General features: G+C 69.7%; 15 protein-coding genes. 6 read left to right on the top strand and 9 right to left on the bottom strand.

The window, feature by feature from the left end:
* Nucleotides 1-265: 265 nt before the first annotated feature.
* Nucleotides 266-790 carry an RDD family protein gene (locus tag BKA16_RS17460; RefSeq protein ID WP_382425329.1) on the top strand — a complete coding sequence of 175 codons (525 nt, stop codon included), beginning with the start codon at nucleotides 266-268 and terminating at the stop codon, nucleotides 788-790.
* Nucleotides 791-938: 148 nt separating this feature from the next.
* On the opposite strand, the gene BKA16_RS17455 is transcribed toward BKA16_RS17460, so the two are convergent.
* From BKA16_RS17455 to BKA16_RS17435, 5 genes are all read right to left on the bottom strand, one after another.
* Nucleotides 939-1,691: a DUF4191 domain-containing protein gene (locus BKA16_RS17455; protein WP_183371866.1), complete on the bottom strand. Its 753-nt coding sequence runs from the start codon at nucleotides 1,689-1,691 to the stop codon at nucleotides 939-941.
* Nucleotides 1,692-1,823: 132 nt separating this feature from the next.
* Complete coding sequence (gene lipA, locus BKA16_RS17450) at nucleotides 1,824-2,876, bottom strand: lipoyl synthase (RefSeq protein WP_183371865.1); 1,053 nt, start codon at nucleotides 2,874-2,876, stop codon at nucleotides 1,824-1,826.
* Nucleotides 2,873-3,598, bottom strand: coding sequence for a lipoyl(octanoyl) transferase LipB (gene lipB, locus BKA16_RS17445; RefSeq protein WP_183371864.1), 726 nt, complete (start codon nucleotides 3,596-3,598; stop codon nucleotides 2,873-2,875). The genes lipA and lipB overlap by 4 nt, the downstream gene beginning before the upstream one ends.
* Before the next feature lie 150 nt (nucleotides 3,599-3,748).
* Nucleotides 3,749-5,479 (bottom strand): 2-oxoglutarate dehydrogenase, E2 component, dihydrolipoamide succinyltransferase, encoded by a 1,731-nt coding sequence (sucB, locus tag BKA16_RS17440; RefSeq protein WP_183371863.1) that lies wholly within the window; start codon nucleotides 5,477-5,479, stop codon nucleotides 3,749-3,751.
* 198 nt (nucleotides 5,480-5,677) lie between these two features.
* On the bottom strand, nucleotides 5,678-7,192 hold the full coding sequence (locus BKA16_RS17435) for a leucyl aminopeptidase (RefSeq protein WP_183371862.1): 1,515 nt from the start codon (nucleotides 7,190-7,192) through the stop codon (nucleotides 5,678-5,680).
* Between the two features lie 60 nt (nucleotides 7,193-7,252).
* Here BKA16_RS17435 and gcvT point away from each other — a divergent pair, with 60 nt between their 5' ends.
* Complete coding sequence (gene gcvT / locus BKA16_RS17430; protein ID WP_183371861.1) at nucleotides 7,253-8,362, top strand: glycine cleavage system aminomethyltransferase GcvT; 1,110 nt, start codon at nucleotides 7,253-7,255, stop codon at nucleotides 8,360-8,362.
* Between the two features lie 63 nt (nucleotides 8,363-8,425).
* Complete coding sequence (locus BKA16_RS17425) at nucleotides 8,426-9,532, top strand: branched-chain amino acid aminotransferase (protein ID WP_183371860.1); 1,107 nt, start codon at nucleotides 8,426-8,428, stop codon at nucleotides 9,530-9,532.
* A gap of 83 nt (nucleotides 9,533-9,615) precedes the next feature.
* On the opposite strand, the gene BKA16_RS17420 is transcribed toward BKA16_RS17425, so the two are convergent.
* Genes BKA16_RS17420 through BKA16_RS17410 form a run of 3 tightly spaced genes read right to left on the bottom strand, consistent with a single transcriptional unit; the run spans nucleotide 9,616 to nucleotide 12,696 of the window.
* The gene (locus tag BKA16_RS17420; protein WP_183371859.1) at nucleotides 9,616-10,365 is read right to left on the bottom strand and encodes an adenosylcobinamide-GDP ribazoletransferase; all 750 of its coding nucleotides are present in this window, start codon (nucleotides 10,363-10,365) and stop codon (nucleotides 9,616-9,618) included.
* Complete coding sequence (gene cobT / locus BKA16_RS17415) at nucleotides 10,355-12,019, bottom strand: nicotinate-nucleotide--dimethylbenzimidazole phosphoribosyltransferase (protein ID WP_183371858.1); 1,665 nt, start codon at nucleotides 12,017-12,019, stop codon at nucleotides 10,355-10,357. Before cobT ends, BKA16_RS17420 begins: the two co-directional genes overlap by 11 nt.
* Nucleotides 12,020-12,024: 5 nt before the next feature.
* Entirely contained in the window at nucleotides 12,025-12,696 is a 672-nt protein-coding gene (locus BKA16_RS17410) for a DUF3043 domain-containing protein (RefSeq protein WP_183371857.1), read from the bottom strand.
* A gap of 75 nt (nucleotides 12,697-12,771) precedes the next feature.
* On the opposite strand from BKA16_RS17410, the gene BKA16_RS17405 reads away from it, so the two are divergent.
* The 3 genes from BKA16_RS17405 to BKA16_RS17395 all read left to right on the top strand — a co-directional run bounded on the left by BKA16_RS17405 (nucleotide 12,772) and on the right by BKA16_RS17395 (nucleotide 15,468).
* The gene (locus tag BKA16_RS17405) at nucleotides 12,772-13,860 is read left to right on the top strand and encodes a glycerate kinase family protein (protein WP_183371856.1); all 1,089 of its coding nucleotides are present in this window, start codon (nucleotides 12,772-12,774) and stop codon (nucleotides 13,858-13,860) included.
* Between the two features lie 94 nt (nucleotides 13,861-13,954).
* Entirely contained in the window at nucleotides 13,955-14,308 is a 354-nt protein-coding gene (locus BKA16_RS17400) for a HesB/IscA family protein (protein WP_183371855.1), read from the top strand.
* A 191-nt stretch (nucleotides 14,309-14,499) separates the two neighbouring features.
* Nucleotides 14,500-15,468, top strand: a complete 969-nt coding sequence (locus BKA16_RS17395; RefSeq protein ID WP_183371854.1) for a carbohydrate kinase family protein — start codon at nucleotides 14,500-14,502, stop codon at nucleotides 15,466-15,468.
* A gap of 137 nt (nucleotides 15,469-15,605) precedes the next feature.
* Here the strand turns inward: BKA16_RS17395 and asnB are convergent, their stop codons facing one another.
* Nucleotides 15,606-17,531, bottom strand: coding sequence for an asparagine synthase (glutamine-hydrolyzing) (asnB, locus tag BKA16_RS17390; RefSeq protein WP_183371853.1), 1,926 nt, complete (start codon nucleotides 17,529-17,531; stop codon nucleotides 15,606-15,608).
* Between the last annotated feature and the right edge of the window lie 193 nt (nucleotides 17,532-17,724).

Here is a 17,724-nt window from a genome sequence, read left to right as displayed (position 1 = left end):
GTGGGCCTGACTCCTTCATTCAAAACTTCCGGCCAGAACCTCTGACCGCAGGTCGCAGGCGACCGGGTCCGGCCGGTGCGACTCTCACCGAAAAATCTATGGAGGTGAGGTTGCCCGGGCGTCAAGTGAATGTTTCCCCTGTGTTACGTCACGGGCGACGTGTTACAGGTTAGTCGCCTCGCCTCGACGCATGTGCCGTGATGGCCACGGGTGTGCCGGTGGTCACCGGAATTGGATTACCGCGCGGCACCGCTACCATGGACCCATGGTTGCAGGGCGTGAGGAGCAGCAGTCGCGGCGGACGATAGGGGGATGGCTCTCCGGCGCCCAGATGCCCGGCGGTCAGGACAACGACTTCCGCGGTCAGGATCTCGGTCTCCCCGAACGGGGCGTCGGTGCGCTCGCGACCGGTTGGCACCGCGTCCTCGGACTCCTCGTCGACTGGTTGATCGCGTACGGAATCGGGCTGCTGATCGTCGGCTACGGCAGCAGTATCGGGACCACCGTCCTCATCGTCTGGTTCGTGATCGGCGTGATCACGGTGAGCCTCTTCGGCTTCACGCCGGGGCAGTTCATCACGGGATTGCGTGTCGCACGCGTCGACTACGGCCCGCAGCGCGGCGCCCAGGAGGCCGCGGGCGAGGTGCCGCGCGCCGCCGTCGGACCGGTGCGTGCGCTGGCCCGCCAGATTCTGATCAGTTTCGCCGTCCCCGCCCTCATCAACGACTTCAACGGCCGCTCCATGGCCGACCGCGCCACCGGCACCGCGCTGGTGCGCACCCGCGGCTGAGAACCGACAGCGTTCATCGCGGTCACAGACCCGCGCCGAGGGTGTCCGCGCGCGGGACGCGCACCTCTGTCCGGTCTGTCCAGGGCCGCAAACGGGATCTGCTCCCGCTCGCGACGGCGAGCGGGAGCAGATCGGTCTGCGGGGACGATCAGCGGCGACGGACGGTACGCGCGGCGCTGCGCATCTTGGCGCCCTGCGGCATCGGACCCTTCGGCATCGCCGCACCGCCGGAACCCTTGGCCTTGAGCGCCGAGAGACGTCCTTCGAGGGCGTCCATGCGCTTACGGTCGATGTTGCCGGGCAGCTTGCGGATGTGGCGTTCGAGCTTCGACAACGGGATCTCGCCCTCGCCGTTGCCGACGATCAGTTCGTAGATCGGAGTGTCGCCGACGACGCGCGCGGCCTTCTTCTTCTCCTGCGCCAGCAGCGGCTTGACGCGGCTCGCCTGCCCCTCACCGACCAGGATGACGCCCGGCTTGCCGATGACGCGGTGCACCGCGTCCAGGTGCGACGTGCCGACGACGGCCTGCTGCACACGCCACTGGCCCTTGATGTTGCTCAGTGCCCAGCCGGCCGCGCCCGGCTGACCGTCGGCCTTGCGGTACACGGTCTTCTGCACGCGGCGGCCGAAGACGATGAAGGAGATCAGCACGCCGAGGATCAGACCCAGCGGGCCCCACAGCCACCACGGACCGATGTGGGCGAACAGCGCGAGCACGACGAAGATCGCCGTCACGACGACGATGATCCCGGCCATCAGCGGGATGAGTGCCTTGTCGTCCTTGCGCTGCATCTGGAACGCCTGCCAGATCTGCTGTCGGCGCTCCTTGCTGGCCGCCTTGCGTGCGGCCTTCGCGGCCGCCTTCGCCTCTTTACTCGCTTTGTCTTGCGCCTTCGCCATGACAGACAGTCTACGGGGCGTCGCCGGACCCGGTCGCAGCGGAATCGCTCCCGGAGGCGGGGTGGGTCCTCCACGACGAGAGCAGCGCCCGACCGCGGTCGACGCGGACGGGCGCTGCTCTGCTGAGGTCGATCAGTTCGCCATGCGGGCGAGGACGCTCGAGGCTTCCTGGGCGGTGGATCCCTCGGCCGTCAGGTGGGCCAGTTCGGGAGCCAGTTCGCGGCCGTGGCGGGCCATGGCCTGCGCGTACAGCCGGCCGGCACGGTACGAGGAGCGCACCAGCGGCCCGGCCATGACGCCGGCGAACCCGATCTCCTCGGCGTACTGCGAGTGCTCGACGAACTCCTCCGGCTTGACCCAGCGCTCCACCGGGTGGTGCCGCGGCGACGGGCGCAGGTACTGGGTGATCGTCACGATGTCGCAGCCCGCCTCGTGCAGGTCGCGCAGCGCCTCCCGGATCTCCTCGGGCGTCTCACCCATGCCCAGGATGAGGTTCGACTTGGTCACCAGGCCGAAGTCGCGAGCCTGGGTCAGCACGTCGAGGGAGCGCTCATAGCGGAACGCCGGCCGGATGCGCTTGAAGATGCGCGGTACGGTCTCCAGGTTGTGTGCGAGGACCTCGGGGCGGGATTCGAAGACCTCGGCGAGCAGGTCGGGCTTGGCGTGGAAGTCCGGGATGAGGTTCTCCACACCGGTGCCGGGGTTGAGTTCGTGGATCTTGCGGACGGTCTCGGCGTAGAGCCAGACGCCCTCGTCGGGCAGATCGTCGCGGGCGACTCCGGTGATGGTCGAGTAGCGCAGGCCCATCGACCGGACCGACTCGGCGACGCGGCGCGGTTCGTCGCGGTCGAGGGCGGCGGGCTTACCGGTGTCGATCTGGCAGAAGTCGCAGCGGCGGGTGCACTGCTCGCCGCCGATGAGGAAGGTGGCCTCGCGGTCCTCCCAGCACTCGTAGATGTTGGGGCAGCCGGCCTCTTCGCAGACGGTGTGCAGGCCCTCGCCCTTGACCAGGGATTTGAGTTCGGTGTACTCCGGTCCCATCGTCGCGCGGGTCTTGATCCACTTGGGTTTGCGCTCGATCGGGGTCTCGGCGTTGCGCACCTCCAGGCGGAGCAGCTTGCGCCCGGACGGCGCGTCGGCGGGCGAACCGGAAGCGGGGGACGGGGTGGCGGGTGTTGCGGTCACTGCGGGGTTCCTACGGTTGCGGGGGCGGATGCGAGGGTGTCGTCGGTGTGTCCGGGCGACGGCGGCGTCTCGTCGTCCAGACACGCGGTGATCAAGGCGGTCACCTCGTCGAGGACGTCGTCGACTGCCAGCGGCGCGCCGGTCTCCTTGACGATCGACGTGACGCCCGCGTCGGCGATGCCGCACGGGACGATCGCGTCGAACACGGTCATGTCGGGGTCGATGTTGAGGGCGAAGCCGTGCAGCGTGACCCCCTTGGCCACCCGGATCCCGATCTGGCCGAGCTTGCGCTCGCCCGCCTCGTCGCGAATCCAGACGCCGGAGCGTCCGTCGACCCGACCGGTGGCGACACCGTGGGCGGCGCAGAGCCGGATGAGTGCCTCCTCGAGTCTACGGACGTAGTCGACGACGTCGACCGGCTCGGCGAGCTTGACGATCGGGTACCCGACGAGTTGGCCGGGACCGTGCCAGGTGATGCGGCCGCCGCGATCGACGTCGATCACCGGTGCGCCGTTGGTGGGACGGTCGGAGTCCTCGGTGCGTTTGCCCGCCGTGTACACCGACGGATGCTCCAGGAGGAGCATCACATCGTGGTCGAGTTCTTCGGAGGCGCGCCGGTCGGCCAGCTCGTGCTGGAGCGCGTACGCGTCCTGATAGTCGACGACGCCGAGACGACGAACCTCGATGGGTTCACTGCTCAGCCGGGCGGATCCGTTGCGCACTGCGGTACTCCAGGGACGAGGGCGGGGAGGGAATGACGGCCACGACGTTCAACACCGGTTGGGGCGCAGAATATTCCGGGCCAGACGACAACCGCCGCCCGCGGCGACCTGCTGGTCGCCACGGACGGCGGTCACGACTTCTCGGACGTCTTACAGTCCCAGATCGGCGGCGAACTCCGCCGCTTCCAGACGCTGGCGGACGGTGGTCAGGAAACGACCGGCGTCGGCGCCGTCGATCAGGCGGTGATCGTAGGTCAGCGGCAGGTAGGCCATCGACCGAGCGGCGATCGACTCGGTGCCGTCGTCGCCGGTGAGGACCACCGGGCGCTTGACGATCGCGCCGGTCCCGAGCATCGCCGCCTGCGGCGGAACCAGGATCGGGGTGTCGAACAGGGCGCCCTGGCTGCCGATGTTGGTGATGGTGAAGGTGCCGCCGGCGAGTTCGTCGGGCTTCAGTCCGCCGTTGCGCGCACGGTCGGCGATGTCGGCGATCGCCCGGGCGAGCCCCGCCAGCGACAGGTCGTCGGCGTTGTGGATGACCGGCGAGAGCAGACCCTGCGGAGTGTCGACGGCGATGCCCAGGTGAACGTTCGCGTGGTAGGTGATCTCCTTGGCGGCTTCGTCGATCGACGCGTTGACGTTCGGGTGCACCTTCAGCGCCTCGACGACGGCCTTGGCGAAGAACGGCAGGAACGTGAGGTTGACGCCCTCGGCGGCCTGGAACGTGGCCTTGGCCGACTTGCGCAGGGTCGCGATGCGCGTCATGTCGACCTCGTGGACCTGCGTGAGCTGAGCGCTGGTCTGCAGCGATTCGCGGGTCTTGGCGGCGGTGATCTGGCGGATGCGGTTGATCTTCTGCGTGGTTCCGCGCAGCGCGGCCAGCTCCGGGTTCGCGGTGGGAGCGGCCGCGGGGGCCGCCGGTGCGGCGGCGGGCGCTGCCGGTGCGGCCGGAGCCTTCTTGGCCTCGGCGGCGGCGAGCACGTCCTGCTTGCGGATGCGGCCGCCGACACCGGTGCCGGTGACCGTCGACAGATCGATGTCGTTCTCGGCGGCCAGCTTACGGACCAGGGGAGTCACGTACGGCGTCGACTCGACGGTCGCCGGAGCGGCGGGCGCCGATTCGGCGACCGGAGCAGCGGGCGTCGGTGCGGCGGCAGGGGCGGGAGCCGGTGCGGGAGTCGGCGCAGGTGCGGCCGGTGCGGCGGCCGGGGTGGGCTCGGGAGCCGGCGTCGGCTCCGGAGCGGCCGGAGCAGCGGCCGCGGGGGCGGCGTTCTGGTCGCCGACGACGGCCAGGCGACCGCCGACCTCGACGACGTCGTCGGTGTCGGCCACGATCTCCAGGAGCACACCGGCGACCGGCGACGGGATCTCGGTGTCGACCTTGTCGGTGGAGACCTCCAGCAGCGGCTCGTCGACCTCGACGGTGTCGCCGACCTGCTTGAGCCAGTTGGTGACGGTGCCCTCGGTGACCGACTCGCCCAGCTCGGGCATCGTCACATCGGTGCCCGACGCCGAACCGGAGGGAGCAGCGGCCGGTGCCGGGGCGTCGGTTGCGGCGGCCGGTTCCTGGGCGGGCTCGGGAGCCGGGGCGGGTTCGGGTTCCGGCTCGGCGGCGGGTGCCGGGGCGTCGGGTGCGGCTTCGCCTGCCTCGCCGATCAGCGCGAGCTGACCGCCGACCTCGACGACGTCGTCCTCATGGGCGACGATCGAGGTCAGGACGCCTGCGACCGGCGACGGGATCTCGGTGTCGACCTTGTCGGTCGACACTTCGAGCAGGGGCTCGTCGACTTCGACGGTGTCGCCTTCCTGCTTCAGCCATTGGGTGACAGTTCCCTCGGTGACGCTTTCACCCAGTGCGGGCATCTCGACAGAGAAGGCCATTACGTGTGACTCCCTAAACTCGTGAACTCTGGTTGTGTTCGGTCAAGCCGACGCGGGTTCTCTCCGGGCGCGAGGGTATGCGCTCGAATTGCTGCAGGCGGTGGATCGACCGACTCCCGCGCTTCACAGTACCCGCAACCTGTGAAGCCTTCAGGGGAGTCCACCACCTACCGGCGAGTAGCGGTTGTGGGACGTCTCTCACCCGTTCGCGGCGACGTCCTCGACGGCCGCGATCATCGTCCGGACCGGCACTCCGGTGCCGCCCTTGGGGGTGTAACCCCACGGGCCGCCCGAGTTGAAGGCAGGCCCCGCGACGTCGATGTGCGCCCACTCGACGCCGTCGGCGACGAACTCGCGCAAGAAGATCGCCGCGGCGAGCATTCCGCCCCATCGGTTGTTGGTGACATTGGCGAGGTCGGCCACCCGTGAGTCGAGATCGCGGCGGATCTCCGCGGGCAACGGCATCGGCCAGCCGTTCTCGCCGATCTCCTGGGAGATCGCGGCGACCCGATCGCGGAACCCGTCGGTGCCCATCACGCCGGGGGTGCGGTTGCCCAGTGCGACCATCTGGGCGCCGGTCAGCGTGGCCGTGTCGATGAGATAGTCGGGGTCGTCTTCGCAGGCGCGGACGATCGCGTCGGCGAGGACCAGTCGACCCTCGGCATCGGTGTTGAGGACCTCGACGGTGATGCCGCCGTACTGGGTGAGCACGTCGCCGGGCCGTTGCGCGGTGCCCGACGGCATGTTCTCGGCCATCGGCACCGTTGCGATGACGGTGACGTTCACGTCGAGCCTGGCCGCGGCGACGGCGGTGGCGACGACGGCGGCGGCGCCGCCCATGTCTGAGGTCATCGCCTCCATGCCCGCGGCGGGCTTGATCGAGATGCCGCCGGTGTCGAAGGTGATGCCCTTGCCGACGAGGGCGACGGTCTTGTCGGAGCCCTTGGCCTCGTGGATCAGGCGGACGAGTCGGGGCGGACGCGAGCTGCCCTTGCCGACTCCGACGATGCCGCCGTAGCCCGACTTCTCCAACTCGACGTCGTCGAGGATCTCCACGCGCAGGCCGGCCTGGCTGCCCAGCACCCGCGCGCGTTCGGCGAACTCGGCCGGGTACAGGTGGCTCGGCGGTGTGTTCACCAGGTCGCGGGCCATCGCCACCGAGTCGGCGACGATCAGCGCGTGGTCGAGCGCTGCCCTGTTCTCCTTCGTCTTCGCGGCCAGGAGGCGGATCTGCGACGGCGGGCGCTTCTCGGAGCGCGACTTCTCGGTGCGGTACTCGTCGAACCGGTAGGCGCCGAGGTAGAAGCCTTCGGCGATCGGACCGACACCGGCTGCCGAGAGGGCGGTGACGACCGTGGCGGAACCGTCGAGTCCGCGGGCGGCGTCCCCGGCGGCCTTGCGGAGTGCTTCGGCGTCGTCGGTGTCGGTACCGAGACCCACGGCGACGATGCGGCTCACCGGCAGCGCTGCCGGGGCGGGCACCACGGTGAGTTCACCGGACTTGCCGGTCGCGTCGAGGGCGGCGAGGGCTTCCGACACGGACTCCGCGGTCGAATCGTCGAACAGGTCGTCGGTGATCAGCATGCTCGGCTGGTCACCGTCGGACTCCGGTGCGATGAGGCCGATCACCAGGACGTCGTCGTCCTTGGCGAGGGCGGTGGTCAGTTCGATGCGCGGGCCGCGTTCGCGGGCGGAGAAATCGTTGCTGCTCACAGAAGTCAACTCTGCCACAGGGCGGTGACGGCGTTCACCGGACCCGTTACGGTATCGGGCATGAGTGAACTCCTCGCCGGCCCCATCGCCGATCGCCACGTCGCCCTCGGAGCATCGTTCGCCGAATTCGGCGGATGGGACATGCCAGTCGCCTACTCGGGCACCGTCGCCGAGCACAACGCCGTCCGCAGCGCGGTGGGGATCTTCGACGTCAGTCACCTGGGGAAGGCGCTCGTGGCGGGCCCCGGTGCGGCCGCGTTCGTCAACCGCACGCTCACCAACGACCTCGGCAAGATCGCGGCGGGCAAGGCGCAGTACACGATGTGCTGCACCGACGAGGGCGGGGTGATCGACGATCTGATCACCTACCTGGTCGGTGACGACGAGGTGTTCCTCATTCCGAACGCCGCGAACACGGCCGCCGTCCTGGATCGTCTGCGCGCGGTGGCGCCCGCCGACATCGAGATCACCGACCTGCACCGTGAGTACGCCGTGTTCGCCGTGCAGGGACCCCGATCGGCGGAGGTCCTCACCGCGCTCGGCCTGCCCACCGAGATGGAGTACATGGCGTTCGCCGATGCGGAGCTGGCCGTCGACGGTGCGTCGTACGGTGTCCGCGTGTGCCGCACCGGTTACACCGGCGAGCACGGCTACGAGGTGCTTCCCCGCTGGGCGGACGCCGGTGCGGTCTGGGACGCGCTGGCGGCGGAGGTCACCTCTCGTGACGGGCTGCCCGCCGGGCTCGGCGCCCGTGACACGCTGCGCACCGAGATGGGCTACGCCCTGCACGGCCATGAACTCAGCGTGGACATCACGCCGGTACAGGCGCGCAGCGCGTGGGCCGTCGGGTGGGACAAGCCGGAGTTCTTCGGTCGGGAGCCGCTCGTCGCCGAACGCGCCGCCGGTCCGGTCCGTCGCCTGTACGGGTTGAAGGCGACCGGTCGCGGCGTGCCGCGGGCCGAGTGCACCGTGCACCTCGAGGCGGGCGGCGAGCAGATCGGGGTCTGCACGTCGGGGACCTTCTCACCGACCCTCAAACAGGGCATCGCGTTGGCCTTCATCGACGTCGCATCGGGCGTCAAGAAGGGTGCGAGCGTAGTGGTCGATGTGCGCGGACGAGCGCTCGAGTGCGAGGTCGTGCTGCCGCCGTTCGTCGAAGGGCATGTCTGACTCGCGCTGTTTGTGCTCGGGTGCGCGTGAGGGCGGTCCCGGTGCGGCGCTAGGATTGTCGGCATGGCCTTGGAGTTCTCCCGCACCGAACATCCCCATCCCGTTTCTGAAGGTCGTCGCGCCGAGATCCTCGCCGCGCCGGGCTTCGGCAACTACTTCACCGACTACATGGTGTCGATCGATTTCGATCGGGGGCAGGGATGGAATCGCGCGCGGGTGACCCCGTACGGTCCCATCGCGCTCGATCCCGCGGCGATGGTCCTGCACTACGCGCAGGAGATCTTCGAGGGCATGAAGGCCTACCGTCAGCCGGACGGGTCGATCGCGGCGTTCCGCCCCGAAGCCAACGCCGAGCGGTTCCAGACCTCGGCTCGTCGACTGGCCATGCCGGAGCTCCCGGTCGAGGACTTCGTGCAGTCTCTGCGCGAGATCCTCGCCGTAGACAACGCCTGGGTTCCGCCGGCCGGCGGCGAGGAGGCGCTGTACCTGCGTCCGTTCATGATCGCGACGGAGCCGAGCCTGGGCGTGCGCCCGGCCGATCACTACCGTTACGTGCTGATCGCCTCGCCGGCAGGCGCCTACTTCTCGGGCGGTCTGAAGCCGGTCAGCGTCTACCTGAGCACCGAGTACGTCCGTGCGGCGCCGGGCGGCACGGGTGCGGCCAAGTTCGGCGGCAACTACGCGGCATCGCTGCTCGCGCAGGCTCAGGCCGCGGAGAAGGGGTGCGATCAGGTGGTCTGGTTGGATGCGATCGAACGCCGCTACATCGAGGAGATGGGCGGCATGAACCTGTTCTTCGTCTACGGTTCGGGTTCGCAGGCCCGCCTGGTGACGCCCGAGCTGAGCGGGTCGCTGCTGCCGGGCGTGACTCGCAACTCGCTGCTCACCTTGGCCGCCGACGCGGGGTACGGCGTGGAGGAGCGCAAGATCTCGACCGGTGAACTAGCCTCCGCCGTCCGCTCCGGTGAGATCAGCGAGGTGTTCGCGTGCGGTACCGCCGCAGTCATCACCCCGGTCGGTCGGGTGCTCTCCGACACCGACGAGTACACGGTCGCCGACGGTGACACCGGCGAGGTCACCAAGGCGCTGCGCGACACCCTCACCGGCCTGCAGCGGGGCACCTTCGCCGATACGCACAACTGGATGACGACGCTGCACCCCGCGCCGTAGCCGCGGCGCCCGTCGGCCGCCGGTCCGGTCGCGGCCTGTCCGCCGACCGAGCGGAGTCGCGACCGGCGGACGCACGGCCCGTCTCACACGAGGAGCAGAACCAGCGTCACCATCGTCGACGACTCGATAGCGGCGCCGAGGACATCGCCCGCGACACCGCCCATCCGCCGCACGCAGTGAGCCGACAGCGCCGTCGCGCCCACGGCTGTGACGGCCACCGCGACCAGGGCGCGGACGCCGAGCGGCCAGGCGGCCGCGGCGGCGAGCACCGTCCACACGAGGATCGACCACTTCTGCGTCCCGGCGACGAGAGCGCCGAATCCGGTGCTGTTCGCCGGAGGCAGACCGACGCGGCACACGTAGACGACGGCGACACGGGCCAGAGCGACCGCGAACAGGACCTCCCACCAGCGGTGCTCGGCGGTGAGAGCGCCGAACGCCACGGCCTGCGCGCCGAGCACGACGGCGAGCGTGGCCGCGCCGAACGGACCGACGTCGCCGCTGCGCATCACCTGCCGCACTCGTTCGGGATCGCCGTAGCAGCCGAGGCCGTCGGCGGTGTCGGCGAGGCCGTCGACGTGCATGCCGCGGGTGAGCAGAGCGAGCAGCCCGACCACGAGAACACCGATCAGCAGATCGGGAAGCCTCGTGAACGAGAGACCGTACGCGACGGCGGCCGCGGCGCCGCCGAGCAGGGCCCCGACGATCGGCACGGCGGCGATCGCCGCGCCCCCGCTATGACGGTCCATCTCGACGCGCGGGGAGGGGAGGGGAGCCACGGTCAGCCAGCTGACCGCCACGTGGACGCCGGAGAACGCCCGGCTAATCCCCATCGCTGACGCCGGCCTCGTCGAACGTGGCCATGTCGATCAGGATGTCGACGGCTGACGACACCATCGACAGGGCGGTCAGTGCGCCGGTGCCCTCGCCCAACCGCATCGACATGTCGACGATCGGGGTGAGCCCGAGGTTCTTGAGCGCGAAGTCGTGCGCGGGCTCGGTGGAGCGGTGTCCGGCTCGCCACCAGGTGGACGCACCGGGCGCCATCTGCTCGGCGACGAGGGCGGCGGCCGTCGTGACGACGCCGTCGAGGATCACCGGAGTCTTCCGGACGGCGGCCTGAGCGTAGAAACCGGCCATGGCTGCGAGGTCGGCTCCGCCGACCGCGGCGAGCAGCGCGAGCGGCTCGTTCCGGTAGCGGCGGCCGTGGCGCATGCCGTCGCGGATCGCGGCGGTCTTGCGGATCCAGGTCTCGTCGTCGATCCCGGTGCCGCGGCCGACGACCACCACCGGCTCCTGATCGGTGAGAGTGCCGATCAGGACGGCGGCCGGAGTGGTGTTGCCGATGCCCATGTCGCCCGCGATCAGCAGGTCGGCGCCGGAGTCGACGAGTCCGTCGGCGATCGCCCGTCCGGCGGCGACGGCGCGCCGCGCCTCACCGATCGTCAACGCCTCGCCGCGGCGGAGATCGCCGCTGCCGCGGCGCACCTTGTAGGCGGTGTTCGCCGTGTGTCCGTCCGGGAGATCAGCGTCGACGGAGAGGTCGAAAGCGTGCACGCTCGCGCCGACTCGCCGCGCGAGGACGTTCACCGCGGCGCCCCCTCCCGCGATGTTCGCGACCATCTGCGCGGTCACCTCGGGCGGAAACGCGGAGACGCCGTCGCGCGCGACGCCGTGATCGCCCGCGAACACCGCGACCGCGGCGGCCTCGATACGACGCGGCGGACACAGACCCTGACATGCGGACGCCCAGATCCCCAGGTCTTCGAGGACGCTGAGCGAGCCGGGAGGCTTGGTGAGCGTGAGGTGACGCGCACGTGCGGCGTGCGCCGTCGCCGTGTCCGGCGGGTCGATCGCCACGAAGATCTCAGCATCGGTGCCGTCCGGCACATCCGCGCCCGCGAACGCGACCGCGCGGTGTTCGGGCGCGGCGACCACGACCGGGGACGCCACGGGTCTGACGGACTCGTCGGCGGGCAGATCCACGACTCGACCCGCGACGACCAGTCGGACGTCGTCGCACACTCGGGCGATCTGCTTGTTGAGCGCGCCGAGCTCGTCCGCGAAGCGGCGTCCCGCGGCGGTCTCGGCGACCACCGACAGCCCGACTTCCGGGCTCACGATGACCAGCGGTCCGACGTGGTCGGCGACGGCCGCGCACAGATCGTCCACCCGATCGGCGATCGACACGGCGGGATCGGTCCACGCTCCGGTCGCGTCGAGCACGCCGGTGATCCAGGTCCCGAGATCATCGAGGAGGACCGTCGCGGTCGGGTCGGCACGCAGCTCGGCGGCCGGATCGGCGGTCTCGACGGTCTCGAACGTCTCGGACCGGCGCTCTCGATGCGCCTGAACGCGAGCTCGCCACGCGTCGTCGTCGTGTGCGGGGCCGGTAGCCAGGTAACGGACGGACTCGGCGCCGGAGACCAGCTGCTCGGCATGCTCCGACTTACCCGAGCGGGTTCCGCCCAGGACCAGGACAGCCACGGCCACTACACCTTGTCGCCGGGCTTGACGACCGGCTTCGGCGCGCGCATCATCCGCAGTTGCATGGCGCGGCTGAACGAGTACCAGCCGAGCTTGAAACCGCCGTCCTGGGTGTCGGGGTAGCGTTCCCGGACTCGCTTGTTGACCGTGCGGCCCAGGAACACCGAATCGATGGCCATGAAGACCACGAACGCCAGGAGCAGCAGGTTCATGATTCCGGCGATCGACGGGATCATGATGCCGACGATCAGCAGGACGGCGAACGGCATGAACAGTCCGGCGAAGTTGCGGCGCGAGTCGACGATGTCGCGAGCCATCTTGCGCACGGGACCCTTATCGCGCGCCATCAGGTACTTCTCGTCGCCCGCCATCATCTTCTCGCGCTGCTCCAAGCGCTTCTCGCGGCGTTCGTTCGAGATCTGCTTGCGTTCGTCCTTCGTCATCGACTGCTTCAGCGACTTGCGGCGAGCGCGGGCCTCGGCGCGTGTCGCGGGCGGCGGTGCCACCGGACCGCGCCGCTTGTTCTCGGCTTCGCGGCGCTTCGGCGTCGGGCGACCCTTGCCGGGCGTCTGCTTCGGCTTGTTCAGGCTCACGTCGTCGCCGGAGACGTCGGTGGTCTGGGCGTCGTCGACGGTGTCGTCGGTGCTCGTCGCATCGGACTTCCAGGGCAGTTTCACATCATCGAGACTAGGCGATCACGACGCCGGAGTCGGAATCGGGCGGGGAGCGGTGAGGCACTACGGTTACCTCGCATGGATCAATATGCCAACACGGCACCGTGCTCGGTGGTCGTCGCACCCGACGAGTTCGGCGGAACGCTCAGCGCCACGCAGGCGGCGCGAGCGATCGCCGACGGGTGGTCGTCGGTGCGGCCGGACGACACCGTCGACCTGTTGCCCCAGTCCGACGGCGGTCCCGGATTCGTCGCGGTGCTCGCGGCGGCCGGCGCGGTGGCGGTGCGGACCGCTCAGGTGTCGGGTCCGCTGGGCGAACCGGTGGACGCCGACTACGGAGTGAGCGACGACGGCGTCGTCTACATCGAGGCAGCCCAGGCGTGCGGCCTGCCGCTGCTCGGCGGACCGCCGACCACCGCGACGGCTCTGGCGGCCTCGACAGCGGGTGTCGGTGAACTGATCCGCGTCGCACTCGACGACGGCGCGCGACGGATCGTCGTCGGTCTGGGCGGGAGCGCGACCACCGACGGCGGTCGCGGTGCGCTCGACGCGCTCGGCGGCGCGCGCGCCGCCGCCGACCTGCTTCGCGACATAGACGTCGTCGTCGCCTCCGACGTCGACAATCCACTGCTTGGGCCCGACGGCGCCGCCGCGGTGTTCGGGCCGCAGAAGGGCGCCGACGGGCAGGCCGTCGTGCTCCTCGAGGCGCGGCTGGCCGCGTGGGCGGACGACCTCGCCGATGCCTGCCCGGATACGCGTGACGTACCGGGCGCCGGCGCGGCGGGCGGTCTCGGGGTCGCGTTGTTCGCGGTGGGCGGACGGCGCCGGGCCGGAACCGACGTCGTCGCCGAGGCGACCGGACGTCGGGCGCGACTGACGGCCGCCGATGTGATCCTCACCGGGGAGGGGAGATTCGATGCGCAGACGGCTCGGGGCAAGGTGATCGCCGCTCTCGCCGCCGATGCGGGAGACGTCCCGGTCCTCGTGCTGGCCGGGCAGATCCGCGGTGAGCCGACGATCGACGGCGTCGCCGGGGCCTGGTCGGTCACCGAGCACGCCGGGTCGGTGGAGGCCGCGATGGCTGAGGCCGGGCCGTCGCTGTTCGCGTTGGCCTCCGACGTCGCGCGGATCTGGACGGACAGACGCGGGGGCCTGCTGCGGGAATAGGCGACGTGCGGGTACCGTTGACGATGTCAGACCGCAGAGCCGGACTCCGGTCCGGGTCCCCCGATCGACGACAGACGTATTCAAGGAGCGCCTCATGACCGTTGAGAACGAAACCACCACCGACACCGGTGTCCTGCTCACCGACGCCGCATCATCCAAGGCGAAGGGTCTGCTCGACCAGGAGGGCCGCGACGACCTGGCTCTGCGCATCGCCGTCCAGCCGGGTGGCTGCGCCGGTCTGCGGTACCAGCTCTTCTTCGACGACCGCCAGCTCGACGGCGACATCGTCCAGGACTTCGGCGGCGTCAAGCTGGCCGTCGACCGGATGAGCGCACCGTACGTGCAGGGCGCCACGATCGACTTCGTCGACACCATCGAGAAGCAGGGCTTCACCATCGACAACCCGAACGCGACCGGCAGCTGCGCCTGCGGCGACTCGTTCAACTGACCTGACGCGGGTCTTTCGACGGCCGCGACTCCCACCTCCGGGGTCGCGGCCGTCGGCGTTCCGGGGAACGTGCATCTCGGCCCGCCGACCCGCGTGCGCCCGCCCCCGCTGACCGGCGTGTCCGCCCGCCCCGACGATCGAGCGCGCACCCCGCCGACCGAGCGGAGTCGAGATCCCACTACGTTGGACGAATGTTCATTGCCGTGTGCGGATCCCTCGCGACCGATCATCTGATGAAGTTCCCCGGAAAGTTCTCCGACCAGCTCGTCGCCGACCAACTCGAGCACATCTCGCTCAGCTTCCTGGTGGAGGACCTGGTCCTGCACCGCGGGGGCGTCGGCGGCAACATCGCTTATGCGCTCGGCGTCCTCGGCAACGAGCCGTTGCTGATCGCGTCGGCGGGCGGCGACTTCGACGAGTACGAGAACTGGCTCACGTCGCACGGCGTGGACTGCCGTGGCGTCCACCGATCGGCGACCAAGCACACGGCGCGTTTCATGTGCACCACCGATGAGACGATGGCGCAGCTGGCGACCTTCTACGCGGGTGCGATGACGGAGGCCGGCGACATCGATCTCGCTCAGGTCGTCGCCGACAAGCGTCCGGACCTGGTCCTGATCGGCGCCGACGACCCCGCGGCGATGGCCCGCCACACCGCGGCCTGCCGTGCCGAGGGCATCCCGTTCGCCGCCGACCCGTCGCAGCAGCTGGCCCGCCTCGACGGCGGCGCCGCCCGCGAACTGATCGACGGTGCCGCGTACCTGTTCACGAACGAGTACGAGTGGGGTCTGCTCAAGCAGAAGACCGGGCTGTCCGACGACGACATCGCCAAGCTGGTCGGCGTGCGCGTCACCACGCTGGGCGGCGGTGGAGTCGACATCATCGACACCGACGGCACCGTCACTCACGTCGACGTCGTCCCGGTGAACGAGCAGGTGGATCCGACCGGCGTCGGCGACGGTTTCCGCGCGGGCTTCCTCACCGGTCTGAGCAAGAATCTGAGTTTCGAGCGCAGCGCGCAACTCGGTGCCATGGTCGCCACACTGGTCCTCGAATGCGAGTCGACGCAGGGCTGGGTCTGGGACGCCGACGCGGCAGGCGAGCGGCTCGCTGCGGCGTACGGAGAGCAGGCGGCGACGGAGATCCGCGCGGCGTTGTAATCGTCGGACCCCGGCCGGGTGACACCGCGCCGCCGACTCAGCTATCCGCGGCACCCGACGACATCGGCGGCACTCCCGAGGGCCGCGGAAGTCGCCGGGTGCCGCGTGCTTCTCGCGCAGACCACCCGACGAGACGGTCAGAGGCGCACGGGATAGTCTCGCTCATCGATCTGCGGCGTCACCGATCCGTCGACGAAGATGCCGTACCAGAGCATGAAGCAGATCACGGTCCAGATGCGGCGGCTGTTGTCGACGGTCCCGGCCTTGTGCTCGTCGAGCATCTGCAGGGTGAAGGCCTTGTCGAAGATGTGATCGGTGTCGGACGCGGCGATGAGTTCGCGGGCCCAGTCGTACATCTCGGTGCCCGCGAGCCAGTGCCGCAGGGGCACCGGGAAGCCCAGCTTGCGCCGATGCAGGACGTGCGGCGGGACGATCTGCTCGAGAGCCTTGCGGAGCGCGTACTTGGTGGTGTCGTGTGCGATCTTCTCATCGAACGGGAGCTGCTCGGCGACGGCGAAGACCTCCTTGTCCAGGAAGGGCACCCGCAGCTCCAGTGAGTTCGCCATGGTGATCTTGTCGGCCTTGACCAGGATGTCGCCGCGCAGCCAGGTGAACAGGTCCAGGTGCTGCATGCGCGTCACCGGATCCATGCCCTCGCTCATCCGATAGATCGGTGCGGTGACGTCCTGGTGCATCCAGTCGGGACGGAAGGTGCGGAGCACCGCCTGCAGGCGGGCGTCGTCGAAGCTCCGGGCGTTGCCGTAGTAGCGCTCTTCCAGGCTCAGCGAGCCGCGGTGCAGAAGGCTCTTTCCACGGGTCCCCTCCGGGATACGCTCGGACACCTTGCCGGCGAGTCGTCGAATACCGCCGGGCAGCTTGTCGAACGCGCCGAGCGAGAGCGGCTCCTTATAGATGGTGTAGCCGCCGAACAGTTCGTCGGCGCCCTCGCCGGACAGCACCACCTTGACGTGTTTGCGCGCCTCGGCCGCGACGAAGTACAGGGGCACCAGCGCGGGGTCGGCGACGGGATCGTCGAGGTACCAAATGATCTTCGGGAGCGCCTCGATGAACTCGCTGGGGGAGACCACCTTCACGACGTGGCGGGCGCCGATCGCCTCGGCCGACTCGGCGGCGACGTCGACCTCGGAGTAGCCGTCGCGCTCGAATCCGGTGGTGAAGGTGATCAGGTCCGGGTTGTGCTGGATCGCCAGCGCCGCGATCGCGGTGGAGTCGATGCCGCCGGAGAGGAACGAACCGACGGTCACATCGGCGCGCATGTGCTTGGCCACGGAATCGCGCAGGGCGTCGGCGATCTCGTCGTACCGCTTCTGTTCGCCTCCGGCGGCGAAGGGCCGGACCGGGAACTTGGGATCGAAGTAGCGCGTCACCTTCGGGGCGACGCCCGGCCGCAGCGTCGCGTAGCAGCCGGACTCGAGACGGGTGATGTTCCGGTGCAGGCTCTCGGGCTCGGGCACGTACTGGAGCACGGTGTAGTGCTCGATCGCTCGATCGTCGAGTTCGGCATCGAGGCCCATCCGGTCGAGGATCTCCAGGAGGCTCTTCTTCTCACTGCCGAACGCGGTACCGGCGTCGCTGGTCGCCAGGAACATGGGTTTGATGCCGAAGCGGTCGCGGGCCAGGAACAGTTCGCGTGTCTGCGTGTCCCAGACGGCGAAGGCGAACATCCCCCGGAGCCTGCGGACGACGTCGGGGCCCCAGTGGTGGAACCCGGCGACGATCGACTCGCCGTCGCCCTCGGTCCGGAACCGAGTCCCGAACTCCGTGGCCAGTTCGTCGCGGATCTCCAGGTAGTTGTAGATCTCGCCGTTGAAGACGAGGGCGTACCGGTCCGGATTCTCCGGCGGACCCCAGCGCAGCGGCTGGTGCGAGTGCTCGATGTCGATGATCGACAGACGGTTGAAGCCGAGGACGATGTCGTCGTCGTTCCACGTACCGGGTTCGTCGGGTCCGCGGTGACGCATGCAGTGCGCCGCCGACGCGATGAGTTCGGCGGTGGCGGGCGCCGAGCCGTCGCTGGTGAGCATTCCGAGCAAGCCGCACACGCTGACGAGCCTCTTTCCATAGATTGCAAGTACGCGCGCCGAAGCCCCCGTGGTGCTCGCACGCCCGGTCCACTATGCCGTAGAAGCGCGCGCGGGTGCGACATCTCGGGGCCGACGTGAGGTCGACGCCACGCAGTGCCGCCGCAAAGCTGCAGGTCGCGTACCGCCGTCGCGACATCCGCCGACCCAATAG

Source organism: Gordonia humi, assembly GCF_014197435.1.
GTDB lineage: Bacteria > Actinomycetota > Actinomycetes > Mycobacteriales > Mycobacteriaceae > Gordonia > Gordonia humi.
The sequence above is the reverse complement of the archived record's forward strand: the minus strand, read 5'-3'. Positions and strand labels throughout refer to the sequence as shown.

What these genes read in the sequence shown, in the direction of transcription:
- sucB (WP_183371863.1), bottom strand. Translation starts at nt 5,479, where the DNA reads ATGGCCTTCTCTGTCGAGATGCCCGCACTGGGTGAAAGCGTCACCGAG.
- BKA16_RS17420 (WP_183371859.1), bottom strand. Translation starts at nt 10,365, where the DNA reads ATGGGGATTAGCCGGGCGTTCTCCGGCGTCCACGTGGCGGTCAGCTGG.
- BKA16_RS17400 (WP_183371855.1), top strand. Translation starts at nt 13,955, where the DNA reads ATGACCGTTGAGAACGAAACCACCACCGACACCGGTGTCCTGCTCACC.
- BKA16_RS17455 (WP_183371866.1), bottom strand. Translation starts at nt 1,691, where the DNA reads ATGGCGAAGGCGCAAGACAAAGCGAGTAAAGAGGCGAAGGCGGCCGCG.
- BKA16_RS17425 (WP_183371860.1), top strand. Translation starts at nt 8,426, where the DNA reads ATGGCCTTGGAGTTCTCCCGCACCGAACATCCCCATCCCGTTTCTGAA.
- BKA16_RS17460 (WP_382425329.1), top strand. Translation starts at nt 266, where the DNA reads ATGGTTGCAGGGCGTGAGGAGCAGCAGTCGCGGCGGACGATAGGGGGA.
- BKA16_RS17395 (WP_183371854.1), top strand. Translation starts at nt 14,500, where the DNA reads ATGTTCATTGCCGTGTGCGGATCCCTCGCGACCGATCATCTGATGAAG.
- BKA16_RS17405 (WP_183371856.1), top strand. Translation starts at nt 12,772, where the DNA reads ATGGATCAATATGCCAACACGGCACCGTGCTCGGTGGTCGTCGCACCC.
- gcvT (WP_183371861.1), top strand. Translation starts at nt 7,253, where the DNA reads ATGAGTGAACTCCTCGCCGGCCCCATCGCCGATCGCCACGTCGCCCTC.